General features: G+C 73.4%; 13 protein-coding genes and 2 pseudogenes. 10 read left to right on the top strand and 5 right to left on the bottom strand.

What is annotated here, in order from left to right:
• The 7 genes and pseudogenes from ACFUJR_RS09360 to ACFUJR_RS09330 form a co-directional block, all read left to right on the top strand.
• Positions 1-472: pseudogene (locus ACFUJR_RS09360) on the top strand (hypothetical protein); the annotation flags it as partial.
• 156 nt (positions 473-628) lie between these two features.
• Positions 629-1,495 carry a GNAT family N-acetyltransferase gene (locus ACFUJR_RS09355; protein ID WP_383163516.1) on the top strand — a complete coding sequence of 289 codons (867 nt, stop codon included), beginning with the start codon at positions 629-631 and terminating at the stop codon, positions 1,493-1,495.
• A gap of 640 nt (positions 1,496-2,135) precedes the next feature.
• On the top strand, positions 2,136-3,833 hold the full coding sequence (locus ACFUJR_RS09350) for a S8 family serine peptidase (protein WP_383163606.1): 1,698 nt from the start codon (positions 2,136-2,138) through the stop codon (positions 3,831-3,833).
• A 243-nt stretch (positions 3,834-4,076) separates the two neighbouring features.
• Positions 4,077-7,118: a LuxR C-terminal-related transcriptional regulator gene (locus ACFUJR_RS09345; protein WP_383163608.1), complete on the top strand. Its 3,042-nt coding sequence runs from the start codon at positions 4,077-4,079 to the stop codon at positions 7,116-7,118.
• A 109-nt stretch (positions 7,119-7,227) separates the two neighbouring features.
• Positions 7,228-8,151: a DNA/RNA non-specific endonuclease gene (locus ACFUJR_RS09340; RefSeq protein ID WP_383163518.1), complete on the top strand. Its 924-nt coding sequence runs from the start codon at positions 7,228-7,230 to the stop codon at positions 8,149-8,151.
• Between the two features lie 159 nt (positions 8,152-8,310).
• Positions 8,311-9,006, top strand: coding sequence for a type 1 glutamine amidotransferase domain-containing protein (locus ACFUJR_RS09335; protein ID WP_383163519.1), 696 nt, complete (start codon positions 8,311-8,313; stop codon positions 9,004-9,006).
• Between the two features lie 71 nt (positions 9,007-9,077).
• Positions 9,078-10,091, top strand: coding sequence for a LysR family transcriptional regulator (locus ACFUJR_RS09330; protein ID WP_383163521.1), 1,014 nt, complete (start codon positions 9,078-9,080; stop codon positions 10,089-10,091).
• A 6-nt stretch (positions 10,092-10,097) separates the two neighbouring features.
• On the opposite strand, the gene ACFUJR_RS09325 is transcribed toward ACFUJR_RS09330, so the two are convergent.
• Together ACFUJR_RS09325 and ACFUJR_RS09320 are read right to left on the bottom strand one after the other, a co-directional pair.
• Complete coding sequence (locus ACFUJR_RS09325) at positions 10,098-10,490, bottom strand: nuclear transport factor 2 family protein (protein WP_383163610.1); 393 nt, start codon at positions 10,488-10,490, stop codon at positions 10,098-10,100.
• Between the two features lie 136 nt (positions 10,491-10,626).
• Positions 10,627-11,394, bottom strand: a complete 768-nt coding sequence (locus ACFUJR_RS09320) for an SDR family NAD(P)-dependent oxidoreductase (RefSeq protein ID WP_383163523.1) — start codon at positions 11,392-11,394, stop codon at positions 10,627-10,629.
• A gap of 375 nt (positions 11,395-11,769) precedes the next feature.
• Here ACFUJR_RS09320 and ACFUJR_RS09315 point away from each other — a divergent pair, with 375 nt between their 5' ends.
• Positions 11,770-13,899 carry a SpoIIE family protein phosphatase gene (locus ACFUJR_RS09315; protein ID WP_383163525.1) on the top strand — a complete coding sequence of 710 codons (2,130 nt, stop codon included), beginning with the start codon at positions 11,770-11,772 and terminating at the stop codon, positions 13,897-13,899.
• Positions 13,896-16,511 (top strand): SpoIIE family protein phosphatase, encoded by a 2,616-nt coding sequence (locus ACFUJR_RS09310; RefSeq protein ID WP_383163527.1) that lies wholly within the window; start codon positions 13,896-13,898, stop codon positions 16,509-16,511. Before ACFUJR_RS09315 ends, ACFUJR_RS09310 begins: the two co-directional genes overlap by 4 nt.
• A 33-nt stretch (positions 16,512-16,544) precedes the next feature.
• Here ACFUJR_RS09310 and ACFUJR_RS09305 read toward each other — a convergent pair whose 3' ends face one another.
• Positions 16,545-17,342, bottom strand: coding sequence for a VOC family protein (locus ACFUJR_RS09305; protein ID WP_383163529.1), 798 nt, complete (start codon positions 17,340-17,342; stop codon positions 16,545-16,547).
• A 246-nt stretch (positions 17,343-17,588) separates the two neighbouring features.
• Between ACFUJR_RS09305 and ACFUJR_RS09300 the strand changes: the two are divergent.
• Positions 17,589-18,392: pseudogene (locus ACFUJR_RS09300) on the top strand (DUF899 family protein); the annotation flags it as partial.
• 161 nt (positions 18,393-18,553) lie between these two features.
• Here the strand turns inward: ACFUJR_RS09300 and ACFUJR_RS09295 are convergent.
• Positions 18,554-19,075: a DUF3291 domain-containing protein gene (locus tag ACFUJR_RS09295; RefSeq protein ID WP_383163531.1), complete on the bottom strand. Its 522-nt coding sequence runs from the start codon at positions 19,073-19,075 to the stop codon at positions 18,554-18,556.
• A 32-nt stretch (positions 19,076-19,107) separates the two neighbouring features.
• Positions 19,108-19,803, bottom strand: coding sequence for a helix-turn-helix transcriptional regulator (locus ACFUJR_RS09290; protein WP_383163533.1), 696 nt, complete (start codon positions 19,801-19,803; stop codon positions 19,108-19,110).
• Positions 19,804-19,951: the final 148 nt, after the last annotated feature.

The raw sequence follows: 19,951 nt of genomic DNA, 5'->3' as shown, positions 1-19,951 counted from the left end.
TTCCAGTCGCTCCCTCGAACACTCCGCCGAGAGCGGATCTCGCTGCCGTGGGGGGGGCCAGGGGGGAGGGGGGGGGGGGCGGGGGGGGAGGGGGGAGGGGGGGGTGGGTTTGGAGGGTGGGGGGGTTCTGGCCCCCGATCCCCAGGCCTCCTCGGGTGTCCTGGTCGGCACGGGCACGGGCGCGACAGGCTGGCTCCGCTCCCTCTGGCTCGAACGCTCCAGCCCCCTGACGCTCCCCGCCCCGACGACCCGCCGCCTCGCCTGGTTCGTCCGCGAGGCCTGGCCGTCCCCGACGACGGGCACCACGCGGGTGGAGGGCGTGTTGAACGCCGGGAACGCCCTCCACCTCTCGGTGGAGTCGGACCGCCTGGTCGTCTTCGGCGACGGCATGGAGTCGGACGCGCTGGAGCTGACCTGGGGCCAGACGGTCCGCGTGGGTGTGGCGGACACGGCCCTCCGGCTCGTGGGATGAGGGGCGCGGACGGCTTCGTCCCCGGCCGGACCGTGTTCGTGTCTCGAAAGCATCGGCGCGCACCGGCCGGGGCCGACGTGCTCGCTAGGATCGGACGGCTTCGCCCGATTCGCCCGCTCATCGCCCCGTGCCCCACCGGCTGTCGAAGGAACGCCCATGGCCTCCCCCACCCCCGGTACGCTCCACGTCGCCCCGGCCACGGTCCAGGACTGGGCGGTGGTGCGCGGCTGGGCGGCGGCGGAGGGGTGGAATCCGGGGCTCTCCGACGCCCCGGCGTTCTTCGCCCAGGACCCGGAGGGGTTCTTCCTCGGACGTATCGACGGGGAACCCGTCTCCGCCGTCTCGGTCGTCAACTACAGCGACCGGTACGCCTTCCTGGGCTTCTACCTCGTCCGCCCCGACCTGCGCGGCCGCGGCCACGGCTTCGCGACCTGGCGCGCCGGGCTGGCCCACGCGGGCGAACGGGCGGTCGGACTCGACGGCGTGCCGGACCAGCAGGACAACTACCGGCGTTCGGGCTTCGCCCTCGCGTATCGCACCGCCCGGTACGTCGGGGAGGTCGGCGCCGCCGGCCCACCCGAGCCGGACGTGGTCCCCGCGGCGCGGGTCGACCCGGCCGCCCTCTCCGCGTACGACCGCACCTGTCACCACGCCGACCGGCCGCGCTTCCTCGCCCCGTGGCTGACCACCCCGGGCCATCGGGCGCTGGCACGGGTCGTCGACGGGCGCCTCACGGGTTACGGGGTGGTGCGACCGGCCGAGGACGAGGCACGCATCGGACCCCTCTTCGCGGACACGCCCGCCGACGCCGCCGTGCTCCTGGACGCGCTGGCCGCCGAGGCGCGGGCCTTCGGCTCGCCCCGCATCGCCGTCGACATGCCCGAGGCGAACCCCTCGGCGGCCGCGCTCGCCCGGGAGCGGGGTCTCGAGCCCACGTTCGAGACGGCGCGGATGTACACGGGCGAGGTCCGGCCGGTGGCTCGGGAGAGGGTCTTCGGAGTGACGACGCTCGAACTGGGCTAGAACGCCACGGTTTCGATCCTCGGCCGGGCACATCGCCGCAGGGGTTCCGATGTCGGGCAGACGGCGGGGGTCATTTCGCGGTCTGGCCGACGACAGGGTTGCCCCTGTCCCTGAATCACCCCTCATGTGCGCTTTGCGCAGCGACAATTGCGGCCGGAAGTCGCCTGGCCGAGCTCACCACGCGTCAACCCGCGCGCGCCCTGCGCACCCTCCCCCACCCCCCTCGGGGGGTGACAAGGGTTTTCCCCGTATCGGGTTCATCTCGCCGTTCCCTACTGTCTGCCGCACCGGCAGATCCCATCCCCCGCCCCGCCTGTCAGGTTCATGGGGAGCGGTGGGTAGTGTCCGCCGGTGACGGCCTTGACCCGGGCCGTCGTGTCGCCGGTGGCGGCGCACGGGCCCCCCAAGCCCAGGGACCGACGGACCGCGACCCCACATCGCCCCGTAGCTCCCGCGCCGCCGCCACTGCTCCGCACCTACGTCGTGCTTGAAAGGGAACACCTTGAACAGTTCCAGGCGGAGAGTCATATCCGTCGTGGTCGCGAGCGCCGCGATCATCGGCGCCGCTGCCACTTCCTCCGGGGCGTTCGCCGCCGCCCCGGCCGCTGCCACGCCGAAGCCGGCTCCGGCCGCGCAGGCGATGACCGCGCTGCCCAGCGCACCCGTCGAGAAGGTCATCGTCACCTACAAGTCCAGGACCGCCGAGTCCGGCTCCGACGCCGCCGCGAAGACCGACGCGGCCGCCAAGGGCGCCGCGACCGGCGAGCGCCTCGCCTTCGAGCGCCGCCTCGCCGGCGGCGCCGCGCTGGTCGACCTGGGCGGCAGCGCCACGAAGCAGGACGTCGCCGAGGTCATGGACGCCTTCCGCGCCGACCCGCAGGTCGCCTCGGTCGAGCCCGACATCCGCGCGTACGCGATGGCGGTCACCCCGAACGACACCGACTACGCCAAGCAGTGGGACCTCTTCGAGGCCACCGGCGGCATGAACGTCCCGACCGCCTGGGACAAGACCACCGGCTCCGGCGTCACCGTCGCCGTCATCGACACCGGTTACGCGGCCCACACGGACCTCGCCACCAACGTCGTCTCCGGCTACGACTTCATCTCCGACTCCGCGGACGCCCGCGACGGCAACGGCCGCGACGCGAACCCCAAGGACGAGGGCGACTGGAACGCCACCGACAACGAGTGCGGCCTCGGCTCCAGGGCCTCCAACTCCTCCTGGCACGGCACCCACGTGGCCGGCACCATCGGTGCGGTCACCAACAACACCAAGGGCATCGCGGGCATCGCGTACGACGCGAAGATCCAGCCCGTGCGTGTGCTCGGCAAGTGCGGCGGTTCCTCCGCCGACATCGCCGACGCCATCACCTGGGCGTCCGGTGGCTCCGTGCCGGGCGTCGCGGCCAACGCGACCCCGGCCAAGGTCATCAACCTGAGCCTGGGCGGCGCCAGTTCCACCTGCCCGAGCGTCTACCAGAACGCGATCAACGGCGCCGTCTCGCGCGGCACCACCGTCGTCGTCGCCGCGGGCAACAGCAACGCCAACGCGTCCGGCTTCACCCCCGCGAACTGCGCGAACGTCATCAACGTGGCGTCCACCAGCCGCGAGGGCAACCGCTCGTTCTACTCGAACTACGGCACCATCGTGGACGTGGCCGCGCCGGGCGGCGAGACCCGCCGCGCGACCGACACGCCGGGCACGATCACCACGCCGCAGAACGGCATCTACTCCACGCTGAACTCGGGCGCGACGGTCCAGTCGGCGGAGAACTACCAGCCCTACCAGGGCACCTCGATGGCCGCTCCGCACATCGCCGGCCTCGCCGCGCTGCTGAAGTCGGCGAAGACCAGCCTCACCCCGGCCGAGATCGAGTCCGCGATCAAGGCCAACGCCCGCCCGCTGCCCGGCACCTGCACCGGCGGCTGCGGCACCGGTATCGCCGACGCCGCGAAGACCGTGGACGCGGTCACCACGACGACGCCGCCCACCGGCACCGTCTTCACGAACGCGACCAACGTGACGATCTCCGACCACACCACCGTGTCGTCCACGATCTCCGTCACCGGCCGCACCGGCAACGCCCCCGCCGCCCTCAAGGTCGGCGTGGACATCAAGCACACCTGGCGCGGGGACCTGGTCGTCGACCTGATCGCCCCCGACGGCACGGTGCGCAACCTGAAGACCTCCTCCGGCTCGGACAGCGCCGACAACGTCGTGGCCACCTACACGGTGGACGCGTCGAGCGAGGTCGCCAACGGCGCTTGGAAGCTGCGGGTCCGCGATGTGGCCTCGGGTGACACCGGCTACATCGACTCGTGGAGCCTCACCTTCTGAGCCCCACCTGAACCACCCCCCACAACAGCATAATTGCTGGTCAGCGGCGCGCTCGTGGTCTACACCACGGGCGCGCCCTGGCGTGGTGACCGACATCGACTGTCCGTATGCCGGACAACAGGCCTGGACGGCGCCGGTACGCTCCGTATCCTTCTGCCCCACGGGGCTCACGGGCAGGGCCCGAGTGCCGGAGGGGGTGGACACGTGACGACGACGGCACACCTTCCTCTGCGCCCAGCGGGCGTGGGGGGATCCCCGGCGCCGGTGGGCCGGGAGGAACTGCTCTCCCGACTCCAACGCGTCCTGCACTCCCGTGGCCGTGCGCTGCTCACCGGAACCGCGGGCGTCGGCAAGACCGAGGTCGCCCTGGCGGAGGCGGCGCGCGCGGAGGCACGCGGCGAGACCGTCCTCTGGCTGGCGACCCTGCCGGCCGACCGTGACATACCCGGCGCGGCCGCCGCCGCCCTCGTCGCCTCGGCCGCGGCGACGGTGACGTGGCCGAGAGCGGCCGACACGGCAGGCCCTGCCGGGCCGGAGGCGCCCCGCACCGACACCCCGTCGGACGGCGACGTCGCCCGTCACACCGCCACCACCGACTCCCCCACGGGCGACACCGTCCCCGCCGCCCACCCGGGTCACCACGGACAGTCCGGAAGCACCGGTCACCACGGACTCCACGGGCATGCCGGTCCGCACGGGACCATCGGCCATTCAGGCCAGACCGGCCACCCCGAGGATCCCGACGGGTTCCGTACCGCCGTCGGCTCGGTCACCGCGTCCGGGGTCTTCGACGGGCTCCCCGGGCCCCAGCGGACCGCCGTCGCGATGCTGTGCCGCGAGGCGCCCCTCTACGACGGCGGCTGGGACCCGATCGCACTGCGCCTCGGCATCGCCCAGATCCTGCGGGCCCTCACCGCCCGAGGCCCCGCGCTGCTCGTCGTGGACGGGGTGCAGCACATCGACGCCGACAGCGCCGACCTGCTGCGTTTCGCCCTGCACCTGGCCCCGCCCGCACTGCGGGTCATCGCCGTCGAGACACCCGAGGCGTACGGCGCCGAGGACGGCCACGACGCCCGGCTCTGGGTGCCGTCGGAGGCCGACATCCTCCTCGTACCGCCCCTGCACGCCGACGAGATCGCCGAACTCCTCATCCACCACCGTCTGCCGTCGCGGATGGCCGGGCGGATCCACAAGGCGAGCGGCGGCAACCCCCGCCTCGCACTCGCCGTGGGCCGCTCGCTGGCCGACGCGCGCAACACCCCCGTCCACCACGCCGAGGCGCTGACCCTGTCCGGACGTGCCCGCGACCTGGCGCGGCAGCTCCTCGGCGCGGCGCCCCCCGACGTACGGCAGACTCTGCTGCTCGCCGCTCTCGCGCTGCGCCCCACGGCGGCGCTGATACGCCGGGCCGGGCGGCCCAACGCGGAAGCGGACCTCGCCGCCGCGGAGCGCGCCGACCTGGTCTCGCTCGCCGAGGACGGCACGGTCGCCTTCACCGCCGGCCTCCTCCCCTCGACGCTGGTGCACGACGCCTGCTGGGCCGAGCGCAGCGCCGGGCACGCCGCGCTCGCCGGGGTGGTGGACGATTCGGTCGAGGCGGTACGCCACCGGGCGCTGGCCACCGACATCCCCGACGAGTCGCTCGCCGCCGAGGTCGCCGCCGCCGCCGATCTCGCGCGGCGCCGCGGCAACAGCGCCCTCGCGGCCGAACTGGCGCTGCTCGCGGCCGAGTCGACGCCCGTCCGGCACTCCACGCAGCGGATCACGCGGCTCGTGGACGCGGCGGAGGAGGCCGCCCGCGCCGCCCGCGCCGACCTCGCGATGCGCGCCGCCACCGACCTGCTGGCCCGCGACGCGGCGCCCTCGGACCGGGTACGCGCCCGGCTCGCCGTCCTCGACACCGCGGGCCAGGGACTGACCGGTCTCGACGAGATGTACGTGCACGCCATGGAGGACTCCGAGGGCGACACCGCGCTGCGGGCCGGTGTCCTTCTCCGGCTTGCCGTCAAGTACGTGCTGGCGGACGGGGATCCGCTGCGCTCGCGGGCCGCGGCCGTCGAATCGGCCGCGCTTGCCGCCTCGGTGGGCGACCCCCGTACGGCGGCGCAGGCGCTGACCGTGCAGGCACGGATGGACCGGGCGCTCGGAGCCTCGGACGCGGAGGCGGTCCTGGCGCAGGCGCGTGGCCTGGAGATGGCCGAGCGTCCGCTGGGAATCCGTAACGCCGCCCAGATCCTGACGCTCCGCCACGCACTCTTCGACGACCGGCTGATCGACGCCCGCGACCAGGTGAACGCCCTCCTTCCCCTGGTGCAGCGGCGCGGTTCGGTGGAGGACACGATCGAGCTGTTCTCCACACTCGCCGCGATCGAGTCCCGCATCGGGGCGTGCCCGGCGGCGCTCGTCCACGCCGGACAGTCGCTCGCGCTGACGTTGGAGGCGGGTCTCTCCCCCGGACCGGCCTGGTACACCCTCGCTCTCGCTGAGACGGCCGGCGGCAGCTTCGCCCGCGCGGCCAGCTACGCGCGGCGCAGCGTCCAGGCGTCGGAGGAGGAGGGCGACCGGGTCTTCCTCTCCCGCAGCCTGTACGCGCTGGGGCGCGTCCAGCTGATCAACGGGGACGTCGCCTCGGCCCTGGAGACCCTGCGCAGGGTGCAGGCCAACGAACGGGCGCAGTCGACCGTCGACCCGTCGATGCTCCGCTGGCACGAGGAGCTGGCGGAGGCCCTGCTCGCCAACGACGCGGCGCAGGAGGCGGTGGAGCTGCTGGACGAGGTGCGTCCGGTGGCCGAGGAGCTGCGGCGCACGACCGTCCTGCTCGGCTGCGACCGGGCGTATTCGCTGTATCTCGCCGGGGCCGGGCGGACGGACGAGGCGGCGGAGCTGCTCACCCGCACGGCCGAGCGGTTCGCCGAGGCGGGGCTGCCTCTTGAGCACGGGCGGTCGCTGATCTCGCTGGCGCGGGTGGAGCGTCGGCGACGACGGCGGTCGGCGGCGCAGAGCGCGCTGCAGGCCGCGGCGACGGTGTTCGAGCGGGCGGGCGCGGCGCCCTGGCTTGCCCTGGCGAGCGAGACTCCGGCCGGGGAGGACTCCCTCCCCGCGCTCTCCTCGCTCACGGACGCGGAGCTGCGCCTCGCCCATCTGGTGGGGCAGGGCGCCAGCAACCAGGAGGCGGCGGCCAAGCTGTATCTGAGTGTGAAGACGGTCGAGGCGCGCCTCACCCGGATCTACCAGAAGCTGGACGTGCGCTCGCGGGCGCAACTGGCGACCGCGCTCCGCGGCTGACGCCGCCCCGCGCCGCGCCGCCCCACCCGGCCGGTGGGGAGGCGGCTGATCGGGTGGCCCACGGGCCCGGCGCCGCGCGCGAACCCGTGATGCGCGGTAGTTACGTCGTATGGAACCGACCGATCCCCCGCCTTCCCCGCCGCATCCCCGTGCGGGAGGACAGCGCCACGAGTCGTTCGCGGACCGCTCCGGCTACGACGAGGACTTCCTGGGCCCGACCGTGCCGCTGGCGCTGCCCGTCCGTGCCTGGGTCGAGACGGTGATCCTGCCGTACACCCACTTCACGGTGGTCTTCCGGCCGGACCGGCGACTCGCCGCCTCTACCGCGGTCTGCATCCAGGGCGGCCGTCCGTCCGAGGACACGCACGGGGTACAGGGACCGAGCGGGATGCACGGGGACGACGTCTGGGAGTTCGACCCGCGCCTGCCCGACGAGCAGCAGGCCGGCAACGACGTCTACCGGAACAACAGCCTGGACCGGGGCCATCTGGTGCGCCGGCTCGATCCGGTGTGGGGCCCGGCGGCCGTGGCCGCACAGGCCGGCACCGACACGTTCCACTACCCGAACGCGGTTCCGCAGTCGGACGGGTTCAACCAGAGCAGACAGCTCTGGCAGGGGCTCGAGAACTACTTCCTGGAGCACACCGCGGAGTTCGACCGACGGCTGACGGTGCTCACGGGTCCGGTACTGCACGACTCCGATCCGCCCTACCGGGGCATCCAGGTGCCGCTGCGCTTCTGGAAGGTGGCCGCGTTCATGCAGGAGGGGGCGCTGGCCTCGTCCGCGTACGTACTGGACCAGAGCCCCGACCTGGGCCGCGACGCCGAGCGGGCCCTCGCCGGGGCGAAGCACGGCGCGCCGCCGCCGCTCGGCCCGTTCCGGACGTACCAGGTGCCGGTCTCGGACGTCGCGGAGCTCACGGAGCTGGAGTTCGGGCCGCTGCCGGACGTCGATCTGATGCCGGCGTTCCGTGCGCCGGAGGATCGCTGGCGGCGCCTGGAGTCGTTCGGCGACATCGCCCTGCAGGGCTGAACGTCCCCCGGTATCGCCATCGGCTTCGTCGGGTCGTTCCCTCCGACCCATCGGAGTTCCGATGGCAGCCATCGGGTTCCGCATTGGAAACCTCTCGACGGCGGGCATAGCGTCGAAGGCATCACCGCACCGGCCATCTGAACCCTCGGAGTGACCCTGATGTCCACGATTCTCTTTGTCCTGACCGGCGCCGGCCACTGGACGCTCGCCGACGGCACCGAGCACCCCAGCGGCTTCTGGGCCGAGGAGGCCGTCGCGCCGTACGAGGCGTTCAAGGCCGCCGGCCACGACGTCGTCGTCGCCACGCCCGGCGGCGTCGTCCCGACCGTGGACAAGGGCAGCCTCGCACCCGAGTTCAACGGCGGCCAGGAGGGTGCCGACCGGATGGCCGCCGCGCTCGCCTCGATCGACGAGCTCCAGCACCCGATCAGCCTGGAGGACGTGGACCTGGACGCCTACGCGGCCGTCTTCTACCCCGGCGGCCACGGACCGATGGAGGACCTCTCCGCCGACCGGGTCTCCGGCCGGATCCTGGTCGACGCGCTCGACTCGGACAAGCCTCTCGCCGTCGTGTGCCACGGCCCGGCCGCGATGCTGGCGGCCACGAGGGCCGACGGCACGAACGCCTTCGCGGGGTACGAGGTCACCGCGTTCACCGACACCGAGGAGACGCAGGCCGGTCTCGCCGACAAGGCCAAGTGGCTCCTGGAGAGCCGGCTGGTCGAGGCGGGCGTCGCGTTCCGGTCCGGCGAGCCGTGGGCGCCGTTCGTCGTCGTCGACCGCAACCTGGTCACCGGCCAGAACCCGGCCTCCGCCGCCCCGCTCGCCGACGAGCTGCTGAAGAAGCTGGCCTGAGGCACCGCAGGACTACCGCGCCGACGGTGGCGAACCCGCCCCCTTCATAGGGGAGGCTATGCTTCACAACCATGAGGCATAGGGATTCCGATGACAGCCGGGAGGCCGCGCCCGGCCGGGAGACCGCGCCACCCCGAGAGGCCGCGCCCGGCCGGGAGACCGCCCTGCGCCCCGGGGCGCAGGGCGCGGCGGCGCTGGACCTGAATCTGGTACGCACCTTCCTCGCCGTGTACCGCTCCGGTTCCTTCACCTCCGCCGCACAGCTGCTCGGCATCTCCCAGCCCACGGTGACCGCCCAGGTCAGGACCTTGGAACGGCAGTCCGGGCGGGAACTATTCGCCCGCCTGCCGCGCGGCGTCGCCCCCACGCCGTACGCCCAGGACCTGGCGGCGAGAGTCGCCGGCCCGCTCGACGCCCTGCTGGCGGCGACCGGACACGACCCGGCGGCGGGGCCGGCGACCGCCCCCGTTCACCTGGCGGGCCCGGCGGAGCTCCTCTGTGTACGAGTCCTGCCCGCACTCGCCCCGCTGGTCGGGGAGGGCGTGCAACTCCGTCTCACGACCGGCCTGACGGACCCTCTGCTCGATGAACTCCGAGCCGGCCGTCATGACCTGGTCATCGCCACCTCGCGCCCCCGCGGCCGGACCCTGGCCGCCGTACCGCTCTCCGACGAGGAGTTCGTGCTGGTCGCCGCGCCGGTCTGGGCCGACCGGCTCGGCGGACGGGTCGCCGCCGAGGGGCCGGGAGCCCTGCAGGCGGTCCCCCTCGTCACGTACGCCGAGGACCTCCCGATCGTCCGGCGCTACTGGCGTCACGTCTTCGAGCAGCGCATCAACCGGCGAGCGGCCGTGACCGTGCCGGATCTGCGCGGCGTTCTCGCCGCGGTCGTCGCGGGGGCCGGCTTCACGGTCCTCCCGCAGTACCTCTGCCGGGACGAACTGGCCTCCGGGGCCCTCGTGGCGCTCCACGAGACCGACGATCCGCCGATCAACACGGCTTACCTGGTCCAGCGCCCCGGCACCTCCGCCAACCCCCACGTCACCCTGGTCCGGGACCGCCTGCTCGCCCTGGGCCCGGCCTGGTGAGGCCCGTCACTCCCCCGCCGCCTCCCGCGCGATGCGGTCGAACTGAGCGCCCATCGCCTCGGCAAGAGCCTGTGCGGCCGACAGCGGCCTGACCATGACGGTGAAGTCGTCGATCAGTCCGTCCTCGTCGACGTGCAGGAAGTCGCATCCCTGGATCCGGCGGCCGTTCACGGTCGCGGTGAAGACGAGGGCGTGGTCGCGCCCGGCGGGGTCGGCGATCTCACGGACGTACTCGAAGTCCTCGAAGACACGCATCACTCCCCGGAGGATCGCGGCGGTGATCGCCTTGCCGGGGTACGGCTTGAAGGCCACAGGGCTGGTGAAGACGACATCATCGGCGAGCAGCGCCACGATGGCGTCCTCGTCCCGGTTCTCGACCGCCTTGCGGAACGCGTGCATGGAGACCCTCGCAGTACTCAACTAATTGAATAGGTGGGGAGAGGCTAGGGACGGGACGCCATGTTGTCCAGGCCGGCCGGCTCCGCAGGACTCGGCTCCCTGGACTGCCCGGCCTCCCCCTCAAGGGACCCCGCGTTCAACTACGCAGGTGCGAGGCTCCGTTGAGATCCAGGATCGTGCCCGACGACCACTCCGCCCCGGGCGAGGCGAGCCACAGGACCGCCGAGGCGATCTCCTCGGGCGCGGCCACGCGACCGAAGGGGCTCTGGGCGCGGATCGCGGCGCCTTCGGGACCTTCCAGGCGGGGCGCGACCCGTTCCGTGGCGAAGAAGCCGGGCGCGACGGACGCGACGCCGATGCCGTGCGGCGCGAGGGAGACCGCGAGGGACTGGCCCAGCGCGTGGACAGCGGCCTTGGTCGCACCGTAGGCCGGGTGGTCCGGTTCGCCGCGGAAGGCGCCCCGGGAGCCGATGTTGACGATCCGTCCGCCCTTGCCCTGGTCGATCATCCGTCGTGCCGCGAGATGGCTCAGATGCGCCGTGGCGAGCAGGTTCACGGACACGTGCCGCTGCCAGACCGCGACCCACTCCTCGTACGAGGTCTCCGCCAGGGGATGCCGGGTGTTCACCGCCGCGTTGTTCACCAGGACGTCGATTCCGCCGAGCGCCTCCACGGCCGTGTCCACCACGGCGGCGGCCCCCGCCGGGTCCGTCAGGTCCCAGCCGATCAGGACGTGTCCGGTGCCGGAGAGGGAGTCGAGCGTCTCACGGGCCTCCTCGGCACGGGAACCGAAGTGCACGGCGACCCGGTCCCCGTTGGCGGCGAACGCCTGCGCCACGGCGCGGCCCAGGCCCCGCGACGCTCCGCTGACGAGGACACGGCGGCCTGATGCGGGCAGGTTCATGGGACTTCGCCTCTCTGACGACGACGTTCTGCGCTGCTGCGACGACACGTTCAGCCTTTCACGAAGATCATCGAGACGACCGGCCGTCCGACGACGCCGTCATGGATCGGCGCACGAGAGGTGCCACCGGCCGCGGGGCGCGCCCCCCGAGGTGAGACGCGGCTCCTGGGCAGCTCCTCGGCAGCTCCGTGGCGGCTCCTCGGCAGTTCCTCGGCGGCTCCTGCGCGGCTCCGTGGCGGCTCCGCGGGTCGCGGCCGTGAAGCCGACCGGCGCCGTCTGACGGATGATGGAGGGGACCCGTGCGTCCGCGCCGTGGACGTGCAGCGGTGGCGTGGTGGCCGCAGGGTGGAGGGGGTGGAGGAGGATGCGGTCTGGATGAGTGCGGCGGCCATTCCCCCTGCCGGCCAGGACCCGGCGAACGCCGAGTTCGCCGTGGAGCCCGGCGGACTTCTCGATGTGCTCGGGGTGGCAGCCGTCGTCGTGGACGCGAGCGGGCGGATCGTCCTGTGGAGCCCGCAGGCGGAGGCGATCTTCGGATATCCGGCCGCCGAGGCGCTGGGCAGCCCGGCGGCCCGGCTCCTGGTCGACGAGCGCCACCGCGACCAGGCACTCTCCCTGTTCGAGCGGGTGATGTCCGTCCGGGGGCCCTGGGCCGGCGCCCCCTGGTCCGGCATCTTCTCGGTACGCCACAAGGACGGCCGTACGATCCCGGTCGAGTTCCGCAACACCAGGCTCCAGGACGACCAAGGCAGGCTCTACGCGCTCGGCCTCGCCACGGACGCGAGTACGGCAAGGCGCGTGGAACAGGACCTCGCCCTCTCCTCCCGGCTGGTCGCCCACTCCCCGACCGGCCTGGCCGTCCTCGACTCCGATCTCCGGTTCGTCCTGGTCAACCCGGCCCTCGAACGGATCGACGGCCGGACCGCCGCCGGTCATCTGGGCCATACGTTCCGCGAGGCGGTGATGTCGCCGGACGGCGACGCCCTGGAGGCGGCGCTCCGCGACGTGCTGGAGACGGGCGTGCCCGTCCTCTCCAGGAGCGTGCGGGGCCCCGACCGGCCCGGCGGCCGGGAGCAGATCTGGTCGGTGTCGCTGTACCGCCTGGAGAACTCGGCGCAGCGCGTCGCCGGGGTCGCCGTCTCGGTCGTGGACATCACCGACCAGCACCACGCCGCCCGTGCGGCCGCGCGCGCCAGGCGACGCCTCGCGGTGATCGCGGACGCGTCCGAGCGCGTGGGCACCACCCTCGACCTGGACCTCACCGCGCACGAACTGGCTGATCTGGTGGTCCCGGAGTTCGCCGACATCGCCGCCGTCGATGTCCTGGAGGACATCCTCACCGGTCCGCACCCCGGCGGGACGCGGGCCTCGGGGCCTGCCGTGTTCCGCGCCCTGGCGGTCAAGGCCGCGTACCCCACCCCCGCGGAGGAGGCGGCCGACCCCGTCGGCCAGCCGGCCCGCTACGGCATCGAGCGGCTGGTCACCCAGTGCGCCCGTACCGGCCGCCCGGTCCTCGTCGAGCATGTCACGGAGAGTGACCTGACCCGTATCGCCCGCGCCGGGCCCGCGGCCGCGCTGCTGCGGAAGGCCGGCGTCCACTCGTACCTCGCCGTCCCTCTGCGTGCCCGCGGCGTCGTCCTCGGCGTGCTCGACCTCAAGCGGGCGCGCAACTCCGTGCCGTTCGACCAGGACGACGTCCTGCTGGCCGGGGAGCTGGCGGCCCGCGCGGCCGTGGCCATCGACAACGCCCGCTGGTACCGGCACCAGAGCCAGGCCGCCCTGGCGCTCCAGCGTCATCTGCTGCCGCACGGCCCGGCACGGCTGAACGGGCTCGACGTGTCCTACCGCTACCAGCCGGCCTCCGAGGCGGTCGAGGTCGGCGGGGACTGGTTCGACGCGATCCCGCTCCCGGACGGCAAGACGGCCCTCGTCGTGGGCGACGTGATGGGCAGCGGGATCAAGGCCGCGGCGACGATGGGGCAGGTGCGCACGGCGGCCCGTACGCTCGCCGGGCTCGGTCTGACGCCCTCCGTGGTCCTGACCCAGCTGGACCGGACGGTCGTCGACCTGGATGAGATGGCCACCTGCCTGTACGCCGTGTACGACCCCGAGCGGGGCACCTGCCGGCTCTCCAACGCGGGCCATCCGCCGCCCGTGCACGTGCCGATGGGTCTGCCACCCCGGTTGCTGGACCTCTCGACGGGTGCGCCGCTGGGCGTCGGCGGCGTCCCCTTCGAGACCGAGGAGATCGAGTTCGCGACGGGCGACGAACTGGTGCTGTACACCGACGGCCTGGTGGAGACCCGTGACCAGGACATCGATGTACGGCTCACGGCCCTCACCGACCTGCTCGGCCAGTCGTCCCTCCCCCTGGAGGAGACCTGTGACCTGCTCCTGGGCGCGCTGCGAGGCAGCCCCGACGACCACGACGACGTGGCGCTGCTGATCGCCCGGGCCCAGCCGTCGCACGAGAGCGGGCAGAGCCGAGAGGAGGAGGCCCCGTGAACGAGACGCCCTTCCCGGGTGACAGCCTCCTGCCCTTCCCCGAGGGCACGGCCGGTGCGCTGCTCGACAGCCGGGGGCGGGTCGGCGGCTGGTCGCCGGAGGCCGAGGACCTGCTCGGGCGGTCCGCCGCCGATGTCGTCGGCCGCCCGGCGCACGACCTCCTCGCGGACCCCACGGCCTGGCCTGCGCTCGTGGAGGCGTACGCACGGGGGGAGGCGGGCGGCGAGACCGTGCTGCGCAAGGGCGGGGGCGGAGACGTACCCGTGGTCTACCAGGCCTTCGCGCTCGCCGCCGACGGCGATGGCGGCGGTGGCAGCGACGGCGACGACAGCGGCAGCGGTGGTGGGACTGCCGGGGTGGGCGGCGGCTGGCTCGTCCTGGCCGCCCCCGCGCCGCTGGCCGCCCGCTGGCATCAGGACCGGGCGTTCGTCAGGGAGCTGTTCCTCCAGGACCGCGTGGGGCTCGCCGTCTTCGACGCGGAGCTGCGGCTGCTGCGGACGAACACCCACCTCCTTCCGTACACGGGTGTGCCGCACGACCTCCGGGGCCGGCGGCTGAGCGAGTTCCTCTGGCCCGGAGACGCGGCGGCGGTCGAGAAGAAGCTGCGCGAGGTCCTGCGCACGGGCCGGCCGTCGATCGGGACGGAGGAGATCCTGCGGACCGTCGAGGACCCGGCCGGAGGAGTGGTCATCTCGATCTCGGCGTTCCGCCTGCAGGCACCCGACGGGCAGGTCCTGGGCGTCACGGCCCTGTTCACCGACGTCACCGAGCTGCGCCGGTCGGGCGAGCGGCTCGCACTGCTGCACCGCGCGACGGCGAACGTCGGCGGTTCGCTGTCGGTCAGGGACACCGGCAGGGAACTGGCCGACGCACTGGCGCCGGGCCTCGGTGACCTCGCCGTCGTGGAGATCGCGGACGCCGTGATGCTGGGCGAGGAGCCGGTGCCCGACCCCGCGGGGCGACTGCGGCTCCGTCGTACGGCGGTGGCGGGCCGGCCGGCGGCCGGGACCCAGGCCACACGCGCGGGCACCGCCCTCGTCTCCGTCGACGCCGTGGACACCGTCGACGGCGCGGGCACCGGTGCGGGTGCCGACGGCGTCGGGGGGTACCCGACGTTCATGACGGCCCCGCTGCGCGCCCGGGGGATCGTCCTCGGCCGGGTGTCCCTGGGCCGCCACCCGGACCGCGGCGCGTACGAGGCCGCCGACCGGGACCTGCTGCGCGAGATCGCCGACCGAGCGGCTCTCGCGCTCGACAACGCCCGCCGCTTCACCCGCGAGCGCCGGGCGGCCCTCGGCCTCCAACGCAGCATGTTGCCGCCCACGCAGAGCGAGACGATCGCGACGTCCACATCGGGTGTCTACCTCCACGCCGACACCACGACCGGGGTCGGCGGAGACTGGTTCGACGTGATCCCGCTCTCCTCCGCGCGCGTCGCCCTCGTCGTGGGTGACGTCGTGGGCCACGGCCTCGCGGCCACCGCCACCATGGGCAGGCTGCGTACGGCCGTCCGCACTCTCGCGGATCTCGACCTCGAACCCGACGAGTTGCTCGCACACCTCGACGACCTGGTCACCCAACTGCTCGCCGAGCCCGAGGAGTCGGACAGGGAGCCCGAGACCGACGGACGCGACCGCCGGGACGAGCACGGGTACGGCGACGAGGAGGACGCCGACGACGACCGCGACGAGGGCTGGCACATCGGCCACCCCTCCAGCCCCACCGGCGCGACCTGTGTGTTCGCGATCTACGACCCGGTCTCCCTGCGATGCACGGTGGCCTCCGCCGGCCATCCGCCGCCCGCCGTGGCGGACCCGGAGGGCCGCGTGTCGTACCTGCCCGTCGACCCCGGTCCCCCGCTGGGTGTCGGCGGGCTGCCCTTCGAGACGACGGAGGTCGAGCTGGCCCCCGGAAGCGTCCTCGCGCTGTACAGCGACGGCCTGATCGAGGGGCAGGACGGCGACCTGGACGCGGGCATGGCCGACCTCGCCACCCGACTGGGCCGCCCGGGAGCCCTCGCCCGGCCGTTGCGCGAACTCGGCCGCGAGATCGCCACGGCCCGCCGCGACGAAGGCTGCCGGCACCAGGGCACGAGCCACGGCCGCGAACTCGGCCAGAGCCAGAGCCAGAGCCACGGACTGGGCGACGACGTCACTCTGCTGCTCGCCCGTACCCGAGCCGTGCCCGCCGAGGACTCGGTCTCCTGGCCGATCGAAGCCGATCCGGCGGCGGTCGGTGCCGTACGCGAGGCCGCCACGGCGCAGTTGCGGGCCTGGGGACTCGAAGAGCTCGTCTTCACCACCGAGTTGGTGCTGAGCGAACTGGTCACCAACGCCATCCGGTACGCCGGAGGGCCCATCGAGGTACGGATCGTCCGCGCGGGCCGGCTGATCTGCGAGGTCTCCGACCCCAGCGCCACCCACCCGCGGATGCGCCGGGCGCGGTTGACCGACGAGGGCGGTCGCGGTCTCTATCTGGTCGCCCAGCTCGCCACCCGCTGGGGCAGCCGCTACAGCCGCAGTGGCAAGACCATCTGGGCGGAGCAGGACTTCCCGCCCTCCGTCGCCACCGAGCCCCCCGTCGCCACCGAGCCGCCCGTCGCCACCGAGTGACGCGACGGCGCGCACCGCCGCGTCACGGGCAACTCAGCGCTGCTCGGGGGCCAGGACCACGAAGTCGGCGTTCGACGGGTCGACACAGACGGCAAGCCGGCCGACGCCTTCCGCGTCGTCCGGTCCCATCTGCACGTTGCCGCCGTTCTCGACGACCTTGGCGACCGCGGCATCGCAGTCGGTGACGGCGAAGACGGGGTGCCAGTACGGCTTTCCGCCCGTGAGGACCAGGTCCTTCGCGGACAGCTTCATGAGGCCGCCCTGCATGCGATCCTCCGGGAGTCCCGCCGGGGTGATGAGGGTGTACGTACCCCCGCCGCCGGGCATCGCCATGTCGCTGTACCGCCAGCCGAAGACACCGCCGTAGAACTCCTTCGCGGCAGCGTCGTCGGTCGTGTACAGCTCGGTCCACGACAGCGAGCCCGGCTCGTCCACCAGCTCGACGCCCTTGTTCGTGCCCGGCTGCCAGACCGCGAACTGTCCTCCGTGCGGGTCGCTGAACTGAGCCATCCGGCCCCACTCGTCGAGATCCGTCGGCGGAACGCGGACCGTGCCGCCCCCCTGCTCCACCGCCTTGCTCGTGGCGTCCGCGTCGGCGACGGAGTAGTAGATCATCCAGGCCGAGCGCGCCCCCTCCTCGGTGAGTCTGCCGAGCCCGCCGACGATCTTTCCGTCCTTGCGGAACATCCCGCCCTCCATGTCCTCCCCCGCCTCCATGGACTCGTACTCCCATCCGAGTACGGCGCTGTAGAAGCGGGCGGCGGCCGGGACGTCGGGGGCGCCGAGGTCGAGCCAGCAGGGGGAGCCGGGTACGAAGTCGGTGGTGATCATGACAGCGACCTTTCTCGGTTCCGATACGCCGTTCACCCTTCCACCGGACCTCGGCCCTCGCCCGCCGAGTGCCCGTACGTCATCCAGGTGCCGTACCGCTTCGGCCGTGGCGGTGGTCGGCGGCGCGTCACCGGCCGGGCCGACCCCGGCCGCCGCGATGCGTTCCGGCCCGGCCACGCGTCTCATGGGTCTTCGTAGGACGTCGCACGACGCCGCCCCCGGCACCGGACCACCGCGGAGGACACCATGCCGCCCACGTCGAACCGTTCCCCCGGCGCGCCGCCCGGGCGCCCGCCCGTGGCCGACCTGGCCACCTGGCAGGCCGCGCGCGACGAACTCCTGCTCCGCGAGAAGACCCACACCCGCGAGGGCGACGCCATCGCCGCCGCCCGCCGCCGGCTCCCGATGGTGGAGTTCGACGGGACGGTCGAGGTCGTCGGACCGGACGGCCCGATCCCGTTCCTGGACCTGTTCCAGGGCCGCGACGAGCTCGTGGTCTACAAGCACATGTGGTACGACGGCGCTCCGCACCAGGGCCAGTGCGAGGGCTGCACGACCACGGCCTGGCACATGAGGGACGCCGCCTATCTCCACGCGCGCGGCGTCTCGTTCGCGGTGCTGACGACAGGCCCGTGGGACGAGGTGGCCGCCTATGTCGCGTTCATGGGCTACGCCGAGCCCTGGTACTCGGTGCGCGGCCTGGCGGAGCCGGTCGGCGGGGACATGGGCTACGTCGCCTGCTTCCTGCGCGACGGCGACCGCACGTTCCTCACGTACTCCACGACCGGGCGTGGCAACGAGCCGGTCAACGGGTCGCTGGGCCTGCTCGACATGACGCCCTACGGTCGCCGTGAGGGGTGGGAGGAGACCCCCGAGGGCTGGCCCGAGGCCCCCGATGCCGGGTCGCCGGTCGGTGGGCACGGTGCGCCGATCTGCTGGTACTGGCGTACGGACGCCGACGGCGTCGCCACGTGGGGCCCGACCAGCCGGCCCGTACCGCAGTGGACCCGCCCCGGCGCGACCCCCGTGGAGACGCTCGGTCGGCACGGCGCCCCCACTGACGACCGCGGAGCGGATGCGCTCCGCGGCGAGCGGGAGCGCCGACCCGGCGTGGCCTCAGCCGACCGCCCGGGCCCCAGCCCGCCCGATGCGGCCTGCTTCGGCTCGGTGGGGATCAGAACCGGTGCCGGCCTCGGCCTGTCGGCGGGGCCTCAGGCCCCCGCCACATCCCCGGCCGGCGCCTGCGGAGCGACCCGAAGCTCGTGGGCGGCCTGGGCCGCGCTGTACGCGGAGGCGAAGGTGAAGGCGCGCGGGGACGGCCCGTTCGCCCGCAGGTCGGCGAGCCGTTCCAGGGCCTCGCCGACGCTCGGGAGGTGCCCGGCGGGGACCCACCAGAGCACCAGGTGGGCCTCGACGTGCCGTTCGAACCATTCGCGCCGTCGCCGCATCACCTCGAGGTGGCCGCTGCGGTAGGCGAAGTCCCACAGGGCCTCCCGCGTCTGCCACACCGACAGGTTGACGATGACGTCCTCACCCGCGGGGCGCAGCCCGGTGGCGTCGGCCGCGCCGTCCTCCACGAGCCGCCACACGAAGCCCGGGGCGTCGTCGGCGGCGGCGTTGACCGGGTCGAGCAGCTCGACGAACGGCGCGATGCGCGGGTCGTCGAAGGGGTGACGGAGCGTCGCGACGTTCAGTTGGGCGAGGTGGGCGCCAGGGGGCGTGGATGCGGTCATGACCTCATCCCAGCACGGCCCGCTTTTCTATGTCAATCATCATTGTTTTTAGAACTTTCCACCACCACGCAGCACTCCCCCGGCCGCGCGTCCATACGAGCGCGCACGGGGCCGTTCGTACCGAGCAGCCCCTCCAGGAGCGCGAGGTTCATCCCGCAGACGAGCGGCGGAAAGCGTTCCGCGACGGCGTGGAAGGGGCAGTTGCGCATACGGACGACGGGCGCGGCCTCCCCGGTCCCTCCCTCGGCGACTCCCACCTCGGCGCCTTCCACGTGCGGTTCGTAACCGCGGGCGGCCAGAACCTCCATGGCCTCTTCCAGCCCCCCGCAGGGCGCCGCCGAACCGCGCAGGGCCTCGCCGCGCCGACGCGCGGCGGCGCAGAGCCCGGCGTCGAGCCCGGCCTGCTCGGCGGCCTCGGCGAGCAGTTCGGCGGCGGTGCGGTAGTCGCGGGCTGGCAGCGACACCGACCGCTCCACCCGCGCCCGCGTGTACACCTTGGCGGGCCGCCCCGCACCCGGCCCCGAACGGCCCGTCAGGCGACGGCTCCCGCTCTCCAGAAGACCGGCCTCGGTCAACTTGTCCAGATGGTGCGCGGCGAGCGTGCGCGCCACGCCGGTCGCCTCGGCGGCCTCGTTGCGCCCGACCTCGCGCCCCTGCGCGGCCACGTATGCGTACAGTCGACGCCGCACCGGATCCTGCAGCATCGCGATCGCGTTGATGTCCTCCACCTGGCCATTCTAGGAACGCCACAGGTCGGAGAGAGAAGCGCGGACAGGCTCGCGACGACTCCACTACCGTCCCGTACCGGCCACGCGCAAGGCATCGACAGGTAAATCCTTGCCAGCGCATTAGACTGGCGGGCTGTTTGGCGCCGGA

Source organism: Streptomyces sp. NPDC057271 (assembly GCF_042668715.1).
In the GTDB taxonomy this organism is placed as follows: Bacteria; Actinomycetota; Actinomycetes; order Streptomycetales; family Streptomycetaceae; genus Streptomyces.
The sequence above is the reverse complement of the archived record's forward strand: the minus strand, read 5'-3'. Positions and strand labels throughout refer to the sequence as shown.

Excerpts from the sequence above, each read along its gene's own strand:
- ACFUJR_RS09355 (WP_383163516.1), top strand. The coding sequence starts at position 629 with ATGGCCTCCCCCACCCCCGGTACGCTCCACGTCGCCCCGGCCACGGTC.
- ACFUJR_RS09325 (WP_383163610.1), bottom strand. The coding sequence starts at position 10,490 with ATGCACGCGTTCCGCAAGGCGGTCGAGAACCGGGACGAGGACGCCATC.
- ACFUJR_RS09305 (WP_383163529.1), bottom strand. The coding sequence starts at position 17,342 with ATGATCACCACCGACTTCGTACCCGGCTCCCCCTGCTGGCTCGACCTC.
- ACFUJR_RS09340 (WP_383163518.1), top strand. The coding sequence starts at position 7,228 with ATGGAACCGACCGATCCCCCGCCTTCCCCGCCGCATCCCCGTGCGGGA.
- ACFUJR_RS09335 (WP_383163519.1), top strand. The coding sequence starts at position 8,311 with ATGTCCACGATTCTCTTTGTCCTGACCGGCGCCGGCCACTGGACGCTC.
- ACFUJR_RS09320 (WP_383163523.1), bottom strand. The coding sequence starts at position 11,394 with ATGAACCTGCCCGCATCAGGCCGCCGTGTCCTCGTCAGCGGAGCGTCG.
- ACFUJR_RS09350 (WP_383163606.1), top strand. The coding sequence starts at position 2,136 with ATGACCGCGCTGCCCAGCGCACCCGTCGAGAAGGTCATCGTCACCTAC.
- ACFUJR_RS09295 (WP_383163531.1), bottom strand. The coding sequence starts at position 19,075 with ATGACCGCATCCACGCCCCCTGGCGCCCACCTCGCCCAACTGAACGTC.
- ACFUJR_RS09315 (WP_383163525.1), top strand. The coding sequence starts at position 11,770 with ATGAGTGCGGCGGCCATTCCCCCTGCCGGCCAGGACCCGGCGAACGCC.
- ACFUJR_RS09330 (WP_383163521.1), top strand. The coding sequence starts at position 9,078 with ATGAGGCATAGGGATTCCGATGACAGCCGGGAGGCCGCGCCCGGCCGG.